This window comes from Micromonospora sp. NPDC049089, from assembly GCF_040648775.1.
GTDB lineage: Bacteria > Actinomycetota > Actinomycetes > Mycobacteriales > Micromonosporaceae > Micromonospora.
In genome coordinates, this window is sequence record NZ_JBEZEH010000224.1 from 1 (window position 1) to 11,333 (window position 11,333).

Here is an 11,333-nt window from a genome sequence, read left to right on the forward strand (position 1 = left end):
CGCGCTGCTGCGGAGGCTCCTGACCGTAGTTGCCGCCCTGGTCGTAGCCGCCGGCCGGTTGGCCGTAGCCGCCCTGGTCGTACCTGCCAGCCTCCGGAGCGCCGTATCCTGCGGTCGGCTCGGCGGCGCGACCGCCGTACGGGGCGGCATCGGGCTGGCCGTACCCCTCCCCCTGCTCGGGCTGGTAGACGCCGGTGGCGTACGGGTCGGCCGGGGCCGGGTACTGGGTGCTGTCGCCGGTGTAACGGCCGGTCGGCTCGTCGAACCGCTCGCCGTAGCCGGCTCCGCCAGCGGGAGCCGGCGGGTAGGCGGCGGTGCCGCCCGGGGCGTCGTAATCACGACCGCCGTAGCCGCCACCGGAGGCGGGGGCGTTCCCGTAGCCGGCACCGGAGGCCGGAGCATTGCCGTAACCGGCGCCGGGCGCGGCACCATAGCCGTCACCGGCCGCACCAGCGCCGTAACCGCCCTCGGGGCCGGCCGGGGAGCCGTAGCCGCCACCGGAGGCGGGGGCGTTGCCGTAGCCGCCGGCACCGTACCCAGCGGACGCTGGCTCCTCGCCGTAGCCCGCGCCACCCCAACCCTGCTGACCCGCGCCGCCGTAAGGCTGGGCGGGCGCGCCGTACGGGTCCGGCGGAACGTCGTCGACCACCGGGCGGTGCATCATCGTCGGCGCCTCGCTCAGCGCTGCGCCGCCGACCATCGTCGGATCCGCTCCACCGCCGGGCCGACCGCCGACCACGCGGGTCTGGTCGTCCGGACCGCGGAAACCGCCCCGTGAGGGAGGCACCACACCGCCGCCGCCGGCAGCCGCCGGAGCGTCGTCGTCGTCGCCGTTCTCCCTGCGCTTCATCCAGAGCAGCACAATCGTGCCGACACCGGCGGCGACCAGGAGACCACCGAGCAGAATGATCAGGTACGAGCTGAAGCCGCCGCCGTCGTCCTCGCTGCTGTTCGCGGCGTTCGCCGGAGCACCCTGGCTGGCCTCCTCGGTGGGCTCCTCCTCGGTGCCCTCCTCGGTCACCTCGTCGGTGGGAGTGGCCTCGGGGGTGGCGGACGGCGTGGCGCTGGGCGTCGTCTCGACCTTGATCGCGAGGCTGAGCCGCTGACCGGTGACTGCCTGCCCGGCGCTGGCGTTCAGGGACTTGAACGCCTTGATGTTGTCGAACGACGCGCCCAGGTCGATCCGTCCGGGCGCGATCGGGTTCTGGGTGGTGCCGGTGAACCGGAAGTCGCCGCTGCCATTGCTGGTGGCGTCGTAACGGTGACCGGCAGTGTCCTGGAGGACCACGAAGGCGTTCGGGACGGCCTTGCCGTCGCCCTGCGCGACCACCTTGCCGGAGACCGACCGCACGGTCTGGTTCTGCGGCGGCGGCGGAGCGGCCTTGCCCTTCACAGTCAGCGAGACGGTGGCGGTGTCCGGGCCCGACTCGGCCTCGACGGCCACCGTGATGGTCGCGGTCGCGTCGCCAGCGTTGTCGTTGGCCGCGATCCTGACCAGCGCCGACCCTGTCGGGTTGCCCAGGCCGCCGCCGGAGAGTTTGACATCGCCGCAACCACTGGCGCAGCTGACGCCGGACGGCAGGCCGGCGAGGCTGACCTTCGCCGACTCGTCGCCATTACCCCCAGTGACGCGCACGGTGATTGTGGCGTCGCTGCCGGCGTTTACGGTGATCGAGCCGGGGGAAACGCTGACATCTGCGGCCATGGCTGGTGTGGCGGGGACGGCGAGCAGAGCGCCGGCAACCAGCGCTACGACCACACCGGCCCGCTGCTTCCAGGCACGTCGGTGTGTTGACACGTCCACCGCCTTCCGGGCTGACTTCCCTCTGACCGGCGGGGCGCCGGGCCGGGGATCATCACGGTACGAATACGCCGTCGGCAACTATGCCTTGTCCGACTGCATGAGCGCGACCCAGGGCCAGCGTCGCGTGTTTGGCCTGGGGGTCGTATCGTCCCGTCGTGTCCTCTCCGCACAGTAAGTCCGCTGCCGTTGTGGCCGCGTTGTCGGCGCTCGACGAGGGGCGTACGCCCAAACGGCCGGTGTTCCGAGAGGCGGTCCGGTCGCTGTTGGCCGTCCTCGCGGAGCGCGCCCCCGGCCGATCGGTGGAGGTGCGCGTTCCACCATACGGGGCGATCCAGTGCGTACCGGGGCCTCGACACACCAGGGGAAATCCACCAAACGTGGTCGAGATGGCCCCGAACACCTGGTTGGAGCTGGCAACCGGCAGGGTCGCCTGGGCTGAGGCGGTCACCGACGGTCGCGTCCAGATGAGTGGCAACCGCGCGGACCTCTCGGCCTATCTGCCCCTCTAGTTGTCCCGATGTCCACTCCCCGTAACGCTGAGCAGGGGAATCGTGACTTTCTGTATTGACGCCGATTCGCGTACACTGTCAGGCGATGACAGTGGTCCCGGCAGAGGAGAGTGGATCCGCCCGTGATCCCCGCCCGGCCGGTCCAGACCAGCATGAGGGAGCGGTAGGTGCCCCGAGGCGACGGCCGGCTGAGCCACGACCTTGATCCCCAACGACCTGGCCCCCAGGATGCCTGTGGCGTCTTCGGCGTCTGGGCCCCCGGCGAAGAGGTTGCCAATCTGACCTACTTCGGCCTCTACGCCCTACAGCACCGCGGCCAGGAGGCGGCGGGCATCGCGGTGAGCGATGGCTCGGGCGTGGTGGTCTACAAGGACCTCGGCCTCGTGGCGCAGGTCTTCGACGAGCCCACCCTGGCCAGCCTGCGTGGTCACCTGGCGATCGGGCACGCCCGATACTCCACCACCGGCGCGTCCAACTGGGAGAACGCCCAGCCGACGATCCGGTCGACGACCTCCGGCACGACCATCGCGCTGGCCCACAACGGCAACCTGGTCAACACGGCCGAGCTGGAGAAGGAGGTCGCCGAGCGCGGCCTCATCGCGGACGGCTCGACAAACGACACCTCCCTGGTGACGATGCTGCTCGCCAGCCGACCGGATCTGTCGGTCGAGGCGGCGGCGCTGGAGGTGCTGCCGCAGCTGCGCGGCGCGTTCAGCTTCGTCTTCATGGACGAGTCGACCCTCTACGCGGCCCGCGATCCGCACGGCGTCCGCCCGCTGGTGCTCGGCCGCCTTGAGCGCGGCTGGGTCGTCGCCAGCGAGACGGCCGCCCTGGACATCGTCGGCGCCAGCGTGGTGCGCGAGGTCGAGCCGGGCGAGTTGATCGCGATCGACGAGAACGGGCTGCGCTCCACCCGGTTCGCCGCGCCGGAGCCGAAGGGCTGCCTCTTCGAGTACGTCTACATCGCCCGCCCGGATGCCACCATCGCCGGGCGCAACGTCCACTCGGCGCGGGTGCAGATCGGCCGGCAGTTGGCCAAGGAGCACCCGGTCGAGGCCGACCTGGTGATCCCGGTGCCCGAGTCGGGCACCCCGGCCGCCATCGGGTACGCGGAGGCGTCCGGCATCACGTACGGCGCCGGCCTGATGAAGAACCCGTACGTGGGCCGTACCTTCATCCAGCCGTCGCAGACCCTGCGTCAGCTCGGCATCCGGCTCAAGCTCAACCCGCTGCGGGAGAACGTCCGCGGCAAGCGGTTGGTGGTGGTGGACGACTCGATCGTGCGCGGCAACACCCAGCGCGCCATCGTGCGGATGCTGCGTGAGGCGGGGGCGCTGGAGGTGCACGTCCGGATCTCCTCCCCGCCGGTCAGCTGGCCGTGCTTCTACGGCATCGACTTCGCCACCCGGGCGGAGCTGCTGGCCAACGGGTTGGACAACGACGGCATCCGGCGCTCCATCGGCGCCGACACGCTGGGCTTCGTTTCCCTTCCCGGTCTGATCGCCGCGACCGAGCAGCCGAAGACCAGGTTGTGTCGGGCGTGTTTCGATGGGGAGTACCCGATCGAGTTGCCAGCCGGCAACCTGATCGGTAAGCACGTGCTCGAAGGGGTGGGTCGACGCGTCGCCAACTCGGCGCCGGAGGCCCCGCTCACCAACGGCTCGTCCGTCGCCACTCCGGGTGGCGTTACCGCAAACCGCCCGTAGCACCAACCGGCGCGGCCCGGCTACCGCCGGCGGCACCGAGAACCAAAGGGGAGAACCGTGACGCACGTGTCCGAGCGCAGCGGCGCAGGAAGCAGCCCGACCGGCGCCGGCGGCGACCGCCAGCCGTGGACGGGCGGTGCTGGCCGCCAGGCGCGCAAACGCTCGGTCTCGTACGCCGACGCCGGTGTCTCCATCGACGCGGGTGACCGCGCGGTGGAGTTGCTCAAGTCGAAGGTGCGGCAGACCCGCCGTCCCGAGGTGCTCGGTGACCTCGGTGGCTTCGCCGGCCTGTTCCGGCTGGACACGAAGAAGTACAAGAGCCCGATCCTGGCGTCCTCCACCGACGGGGTGGGCACCAAGCTGGTGATCGCCCAGCAGATGGACATTCACGACACGGTCGGCATCGACCTCGTCGCGATGGTCGTCGACGACCTGGTGGCCTGCGGCGCCGAGCCGCTGTTCCTGCTCGACTACATCGCCACCGGCGAGGTGGTGCCGGACAAGGTCGCCGAGATTGGCGCGGGCATCGCCGACGGCTGCCGCTACGCCGGCTGCGCGCTGCTGGGCGGGGAGACCGCCGAGCACCCCGGCGTCCTGCGTCCGGACGAGTACGACATCTCCGCGACCGGCGTGGGCGTGGTCGAGGAAGCCGACATTCTGAGCCCCGAGCGGGTCGAGGTCGGCGACGTGGTGATCGCCATGCGCTCCTCCGGCCTGCACTCCAACGGGTACTCGCTGGTCCGGCACGTGCTGCTGGGCGCGGCCCGGATGCGTCTGGACATCGTGATCGACGACTTCGGTCGGCAGCGGACCCTCGGCGAGGAGCTGCTCACGCCGACCAAGATCTACGCCAAGGACTGCCTCAAGCTGATCGCCGAGGCCGAGGTGCGGGCGCTGTCCCACATCACCGGTGGCGGCATCCCCGGCAACCTGGTCCGGGTGCTGCCCGAGCACGTGGACGCGGTGGTCAACCGGTCCACCTGGAAGCCGCAGCCGATCTTCGACCTGATCCAGACGAAGGGTCGGATCGACGACCACGACATGGAGTCGACCTTCAACATGGGCGTCGGCATGTTCGCGATCGTCTCGGCCGAGGACGCCGACCGGGCGCTGGCCACCCTGACTGGCCGTGGCGTCGAGGCGTGGCAGGCCGGCGAGATCATCGAAGGCACCGGCAACGTGCAGATGGTCGGTCAGCACACCCGAGGATGATCACCCTCCGGTGATCGTACGGGCACCTGATCAGGGCTTCACCCGAGTGGCCAATGCCGCCTAGCCTGAAGGGCACCCTTCAGAGACGGTCGGAAAGCCCCGAGGCTTCCCGACCGCCTCTCAGGCTAGGCGGAGGAGGGCAATGGCTGCTCGGGGACAGTCGTTCAGCGGGATGCGCGGCCTTGCCGCCGTCCCGTCGTACGTCGTCATGCAGCCCACCACCCTCTGCAACCTCGACTGCGCGTACTGCTATCTGCCGTTTCGCGCCGCCGACCGCCGGATGCCGGTGGCGGTGGCCGAGGCGGTCGCGGCCGCTGTCAATCCGTGGGCGGCGACTGGTCGGTTCTCCGTCGTGTGGCATGGCGGCGAGCCCCTGGCCGCCGGTCGAGAGCACCTGGCCGATCTGATCGCCCCGTTCGGGCCGGCGGTCGAGCACCACGTGCAGACCAACGCCACCCTCATCGACGACGACTGGTGCGATTTCTTCGCCCGGCACGAGATGCGGGTGAGCGTGAGCGTCGACGGGCCCCGGGCGCGTAACGGCGACCGGGTCAACCGGGGCGGTCAGCCGGCGTACGACCGGATCCTGCACGGCATCTCGGTGCTGCGCCGGCGCGGTCTGCCCTTCTCCGCGCTGGCCGTGGTGTCCCGGCCCGAGCCGGGGCTCGCCACCGAGCTGTACGACTACTTCCTCGAGCTGGGCTGCGATGTGCTGGGCATCAACATCGAGGAGACCGAGGGGGTCAACACCCGCGACAACCGCCACGACCCGTCGGCGGTGTCCGCGTTCTGGGCGGAGTTGGTCGGGGCGTGGCGTCGGGAGCCCCGGATCCATCTCCGCGAGATCGAGTGGTCGTTGCGTTACGCCGCGGCGGTGCTGGACAACTCGGCGGACGGGGTGCTGCCCCGCCATCTGGACCCGATCCCGACGATCGGTCACGACGGCTCGGTGATCGTGCTGTCGCCGGAGTTGGCCGGGTTCACTGACCCCCGCTACGGCGACTTCAGCAGCGGCAACGTGCTGACGACCCCGTTGGCGCAGATCCTCGGCAACGCGGCGTCGACGCCGTGGGTGGGGGAGTTCCTGGCCGGTGTGGAGGCGTGTCGGGCGTCCTGCCCGTACTTCGGCTTCTGCGGTGGTGGTCATGCCGCCAACCGTTACTTCGAACTGGGGCGTTTTGACGGTACGGAGACCGAGCACTGCCGCAACAGCAAGATCCGCCTATTGGAGGGAGTGTTGGAGCATGCCCGAGACCACCAGTCACCGGCGGCCTGAGCGCGAAGCGAACGACGGAGTCACCGAACGGGTGCGGGACGCGGCTCCCGCCCTCGTCGCGCTGCTCCAGGAGGCCGAGGACGCACGGCTGCTGCGTTCGGAGGTGTCGGGCGGAGGGGACTCCAGCGCGGTCTGTGCCTGGAACCACTTCGAGAACATCCCGACGTTCTACAACTGGAACAATCGCCCGCGCTGAGGGAGCCGTTGTCAGGGGCCTGTCGAGCGGCCGGAGTGGATCCGGTCGGGCCAGGCCCCTGATCGTCGGCGACTGCACCTGCTCGGGACGTGCGTGAGCACGCGGGGGTTACCGCGTGCTCAGCTGCGTCGAGAGGTCAGCGGGTCGGACGGACCCAGGGATCTGGGTCGTCGTCAGCGTGATCCTCATCATCATCGCCGACGGACTCTTTAGAGTCGTCGTCGAAGTGGTGCTCAGACTTACCAGCACCCGCCAGTTCGCGCTGCAAAGCGGTGAGGTCGGTGTTCGGGGAGTGGTACTTCAACTCCCGCGCCACCTTAGTCTGCTTGGCCTTAGCACGGCCGCGCCCCATGGCTCGACCCCCTCGCACAGAATGCGGGGCAGCCCGAAGGCGGGCCCCGATGACGTCAGGCATCTCTCGTGGCTCTTACGGTACATGGGGATGCCATCGTTCGGCACCTCGGGTTACCGTCAGCCGGCTCTGCGCGTCGCGTCGATCCGGCCGTCACCCAGTGTATCGGGTAAGGGGCGGAACGGTTAGCACCCGTGACACCGGACAAACCGCATCAAATTTGACCCCGGCTCAGCTTACCCAGCGAGGCCCGGCACCGGGGCCCGGAGGCGGATCTCGTCGACCCGCCCCCGGGGACGCTCAGCGAAGGTGGATCGCGCGCAGCCGGCCGACGTCCGCCATCCGCCGCTCCGCCAGCCGGTCGGCGGCCACCGCCGGGGGCACGCCCTCCGCGTCAGCCAGGTGCAGGATTTCGCGGGTGGTGTCGTAGATCCGGGTCGCCCGCAGCTTCGCCCGGTCGAAGTTGAAGCCCTCGATCTCGTCGGCCACCTGGATCACGCCGCCCGCGTTGACCACGTAGTCCGGGGTGTAGAGGATGCCCCGGTCGGCCAGCAGCTTCTCGATGCCCGGGTGGGCGAGCTGGTTGTTCGCCGCCCCGGTGACCACCTTGGCGCGCAACGTCGGCACGGTGTCGTCGTTCAGGGCGCCACCCAGAGCGCACGGCGCGTACACGTCGATGTCTGCGGCGACCAGCGCGCTGGCGTCGTCGACGAGGGTGACCTCAGGGTGGTTGCTGCGCACCCACGCCAGCGCCTTCGGGTTGACGTCGGTGGCGACCACCTCGGCGCCATCCTCCAGCAGGTGCCCGGTGAGGTACTTGCCGACCTTGCCCAGCCCGGCCACGCCGACCCGCCGGCCCCGCAGGCTCGGAGTGCCCCACACGTGCTCGGCAGCAGCGCGCATCCCCTGGAAGACACCCCAGGCGGTGAGGATCGACGAGTCGCCGGCGCCGCCGTGCTCGACGCTGCGCCCGGTTACGTAGCGGGTCTCGCGGGCGACCACGTCCATGTCCGCCACGTACGTGCCGACGTCACAGGCGGTGTAGTAGCGACCGCCCAGCGACTCCACGAAGCGGCCGTACGCGCGCAGGAGCGCCTCGCTCTTGATCTGCTCCGGGTCGCCCCAGATGACGGCCTTGCCGCCGCCCAGGTCCAGCCCGGCGAGCGCGTTCTTGTACGCCATCCCGCGGGACAGGTCCAGTACGTCGGCGAGGGCGTCGTCCTCGCTCGCGTACGGGTAGAAGCGGGTGCCGCCGAGTGCCGGGCCCAGCGCGGTGGAGTAGATCCCGATGATCGCCTTCAGGCCGCTCTGCTTGTCCTGGCAGAACACGACCTGTTCGTGACCGGTCGATACCGGGTCGTCGGTGCTCGCGAATACGCCCATTGTTGGCTCCTACTGTGGTGTGCGTCCTTGTGGGACGGGGACCTGGTGGACCCCGGCGGGGATGCTGCCGGTGTGATCGAGCCTAGTATCGGCCGCCGGGCAGGCGCTCGACGTGCCGCCGCCGTCCCACGGTGCGGCGCGCGTGCTCCGGCCGCTGACCGCGTACGGGCGTGGTTCGTGGGAGGATCGCGCGGTGCCGTCGCTCTTCGCTTCTTACCTGCGCGTGTACGAACCGCTGGCCGCGTTCGATCGGGACCGGCAGAGCTACTGGCGCCGCTACGTCTCGGAGGGGCGCGCGATCGCCCCGGTCGAGGGGCCCGGTCGGCAGCGGACGGCGGTGATCGAGGCGCTGGGCGCTGGCTGGACCCGGCTGCCGGACCTGCCGGAGGAGGCGTACGTCCTGGAGACGGACGACGGCCTGCTGGTCTGCCCGTGGAACCTGCGCATCCGGGTCGCTGAGGCGGCGCTCAGCGCCCGGGACGGGGTGCCCTCGGTGCTCGCCGACGCCTTCGTGCCGCCGGTGCTCGCCGGGCAGGCCAGGGCGGTGGTGGACGACTGGCGCAGTGGCGCCCGGGTGCTGGAGCACGGGGTGCCCCGGGTGCACGAGCAGATCGCCACCTGGGGCGTGCCGCTGCGGTGGTTCGTGCTCTTCGACCCGGCGGAGCGGGACCTGGTCACCCAGCCGGGCCGGCGGGCGTTGCGCTACCGCACCGAGATCTCCAAGGCTCGACGCCGCTCGTCGCGGGCGCTGTCGGTGCTGCGCAAGTCGGTGGGCGAGGCGCCGATCACCGAGGCGGTGGAGGAGGCGGCCCGCTGGCTGGAGGAATTCCATCCGCGGTCCGTGGTCGAGCTGGACTACGGCGGCCTGGTCGACCTGCTCTCCGACGAGACGCTCGCCGCGGACGACTCGCCCGAGCTGGTCGCCAGTGGCCTCGCGGGGCTGTCGCGCGGCGAGGCCGAGGAGGCGTCGGCCGCGTACGACAAATTGGTGGCCCGGTGGCGCGCGGTGCAGCTGTTGGAGCGGTGCAACTAGGGCATATCGCACTAGGAGCGCTCCCAAGGCGAGTTGTGCTCGTAGTTGACGCATCACGAACCGTGATCATGAGTCCTAATAAGGTACTTTCTGCCGTGTAAAAGTCGTAAAAATCGGGCATGGTTCATCCGTCCGTCTAGGGACCTTCATCCGTTCGGCCCATGTCGGACATCGGGGACTAGCCGGACCATGGGAGACGCGTCGGCCGGCGGGACCCCGGCCGATGTCTATACATGTGGAGGAGTGACCGATGGCATCGCGAACGCACGAACCAGAGCCGCTACTCACGCCGGCCGAGGTGGCGTCGATGTTCCGGGTCGACCCGAAGACGGTGACCCGGTGGGCCAAGGCTGGCAAGCTCAGTGCCATCCGCACCCTGGGTGGCCACCGTCGGTACCGTGAGTCGGAGGTCAGGGCGCTTTTGCAGGGCCAGATCCCGCAGCAGCGGCAGGGCGACTGAGCAGCGATAGTTCTTCGAAAGGGGCGGTGGATCTCGATCCGCCGCCCCTTTTCATGCCCCCCGACCGCGCGCGGGGTCAGCGCCGTGGCTCGGCCAACGTCACCCTGATGCCCACCGTGCCGCCCTCGCCGCGACGCAACCGGCTGCTCAGCAGACTCAGTCGACCGATCACGCGGTACTTGTGCTTGAGCAGGTCGCGGATCCGGCCGGTGTCACCACCTCCGTAGAGCGTCGCGTGAGCCGGCACCTCCGCCCCGTGTGGTCGACCCCGGACGTCGCACGGTGCCACTGTCACCTCGCCGTTGCGGCGGATCCGCTTCACCTTGCCGGAGTCGGCCCGGGTCCAGACCGCCAACGCCTCGCCGTCGCGCACCGCCCAGACCGGGGTCGGCACCGCCCGACCGTCCTTGCGGAAGGTGGTGAGCAGGATGTACTTCTCGGCCGACAGCCGGTCCAGCATGGTCACGCCGCCAGGATACGGCCGGTGCGGGGCACTGAGTGGCCAGATAGCGTGAACGTCGTGACGGTGGAGCCCCAGATCGGTGACGTGGTCGGCGAACTGCTGCGGGACACGCTCGCCGTGGCCACCGGGGTGGGCCCCCGGCCCCTGGTCGGTGGTCGACTGCCGCGACCGGTCATCGAGATCATCGAACGGGACGACGGTCTGATCAACGGCGCCCCGTCCGCGCACTACCTGGACGGGCCGGCCGAGTGGCAGCCGTACGACCACCGCGCGGTGGACCGGGCGCACGGCGAGACGCTGGACATCGGCACCGGAGCCGGCCGGATCGCGCTGCTGCTCCAGGAGCGCGGCGTACCGGTCACCGGGCTGGACACCTCCGCCGGCGCGCTGGAGGTGAGCCGGCGTCGGGGTGTCCGGCGGCTGGTGCACGGCACCGTCGACACGCACGTCGCCGACGGGGCGCGGTACGACACGTTCCTGCTGCTCGGCAACAACCTCGGCCTGTTCGAGGGGCGGGAGCGCGCTCCCGAGTTCCTGGCCGCGCTGGCCGCGCTGGCCCGACCGGGGGCGCAGATCATCGCGCACGGCACCAACCCGTACGGCACCCGCGACCCGCTGCACACCGGCTACCACGAGCGCAACCGTCGACGCGGCCGGTTCGGTGGCCAGCTGCGGCTGCGGCTGCGCTACCGCGAGTTGAGCACCGAGTGGTTCGACTACCTGGTCTGCTCGGCGGACGAGTTCGCCAGCCTGGTGCACGGCACCGGTTGGCGGCTCACCGATGTGGACGACCGTGACGCCCCCTACTACCTGGCCACCCTGCGCCTCGTCGACTGAGCAGGACGGCTCGCACTCCTCCGCGTGCCGCACCCGGTTGACCAGGGTCCCGAGCGCTGGGCAGCTGATCCGTACCACGTCGTCGACCTTGTGGGTGAAACC

12 protein-coding genes are annotated in these 11,333 nt (G+C 70.4%); 8 read left to right on the top strand and 4 right to left on the bottom strand.

What is annotated here, in order from left to right:
- Window positions 1-1,798: carboxypeptidase regulatory-like domain-containing protein (locus AB0B48_RS28430; RefSeq protein ID WP_357206836.1), on the bottom strand; the 1,798-nt coding region annotated here is incomplete at its 3' end.
- 161 nt (window positions 1,799-1,959) lie between these two features.
- Here AB0B48_RS28430 and AB0B48_RS28435 point away from each other — a divergent pair.
- From AB0B48_RS28435 to amcA, 5 genes are all read left to right on the top strand, one after another.
- Window positions 1,960-2,313, top strand: coding sequence for a sterol carrier family protein (locus tag AB0B48_RS28435; RefSeq protein WP_357206837.1), 354 nt, complete (start codon window positions 1,960-1,962; stop codon window positions 2,311-2,313).
- A 167-nt stretch (window positions 2,314-2,480) separates the two neighbouring features.
- Window positions 2,481-4,019 carry an amidophosphoribosyltransferase gene (gene purF / locus AB0B48_RS28440; RefSeq protein ID WP_357206838.1) on the top strand — a complete coding sequence of 513 codons (1,539 nt, stop codon included), beginning with the start codon at window positions 2,481-2,483 and terminating at the stop codon, window positions 4,017-4,019.
- 57 nt (window positions 4,020-4,076) lie between these two features.
- A complete protein-coding gene (gene purM, locus AB0B48_RS28445; RefSeq protein WP_196920530.1) occupies window positions 4,077-5,231 on the top strand; it encodes a phosphoribosylformylglycinamidine cyclo-ligase in 1,155 nt (384 codons plus the stop codon).
- A 172-nt stretch (window positions 5,232-5,403) separates the two neighbouring features.
- On the top strand, window positions 5,404-6,507 hold the full coding sequence (gene amcB / locus AB0B48_RS28450; protein ID WP_357206849.1) for a cyclophane-forming radical SAM peptide maturase AmcB: 1,104 nt from the start codon (window positions 5,404-5,406) through the stop codon (window positions 6,505-6,507).
- Window positions 6,476-6,703 (top strand): multiple cyclophane-containing RiPP AmcA, encoded by a 228-nt coding sequence (gene amcA / locus AB0B48_RS28455; protein ID WP_357206840.1) that lies wholly within the window; start codon window positions 6,476-6,478, stop codon window positions 6,701-6,703. Before amcB ends, amcA begins: the two co-directional genes overlap by 32 nt.
- Before the next feature lie 136 nt (window positions 6,704-6,839).
- On the opposite strand, the gene AB0B48_RS28460 is transcribed toward amcA, so the two are convergent.
- A complete protein-coding gene (locus AB0B48_RS28460; RefSeq protein WP_124821603.1) occupies window positions 6,840-7,055 on the bottom strand; it encodes a DUF3073 domain-containing protein in 216 nt (71 codons plus the stop codon).
- A gap of 300 nt (window positions 7,056-7,355) precedes the next feature.
- The gene (locus tag AB0B48_RS28465) at window positions 7,356-8,438 is read right to left on the bottom strand and encodes a Glu/Leu/Phe/Val dehydrogenase (RefSeq protein WP_357206843.1); all 1,083 of its coding nucleotides are present in this window, start codon (window positions 8,436-8,438) and stop codon (window positions 7,356-7,358) included.
- Between the two features lie 193 nt (window positions 8,439-8,631).
- Here AB0B48_RS28465 and AB0B48_RS28470 point away from each other — a divergent pair, with 193 nt between their 5' ends.
- Window positions 8,632-9,471, top strand: a complete 840-nt coding sequence (locus AB0B48_RS28470) for a hypothetical protein (protein WP_124853509.1) — start codon at window positions 8,632-8,634, stop codon at window positions 9,469-9,471.
- A 250-nt stretch (window positions 9,472-9,721) separates the two neighbouring features.
- Window positions 9,722-9,931 carry a BldC family transcriptional regulator gene (locus AB0B48_RS28475; protein WP_007073996.1) on the top strand — a complete coding sequence of 70 codons (210 nt, stop codon included), beginning with the start codon at window positions 9,722-9,724 and terminating at the stop codon, window positions 9,929-9,931.
- 76 nt (window positions 9,932-10,007) lie between these two features.
- Here the strand turns inward: AB0B48_RS28475 and AB0B48_RS28480 are convergent, their stop codons facing one another.
- A complete protein-coding gene (locus tag AB0B48_RS28480) occupies window positions 10,008-10,397 on the bottom strand; it encodes a PPOX class F420-dependent oxidoreductase (RefSeq protein WP_357206845.1) in 390 nt (129 codons plus the stop codon).
- 54 nt (window positions 10,398-10,451) lie between these two features.
- Between AB0B48_RS28480 and AB0B48_RS28485 the strand changes: the two genes are divergently transcribed.
- Window positions 10,452-11,231, top strand: a complete 780-nt coding sequence (locus AB0B48_RS28485; RefSeq protein WP_357206847.1) for a class I SAM-dependent methyltransferase — start codon at window positions 10,452-10,454, stop codon at window positions 11,229-11,231.
- Window positions 11,232-11,333: the final 102 nt, after the last annotated feature.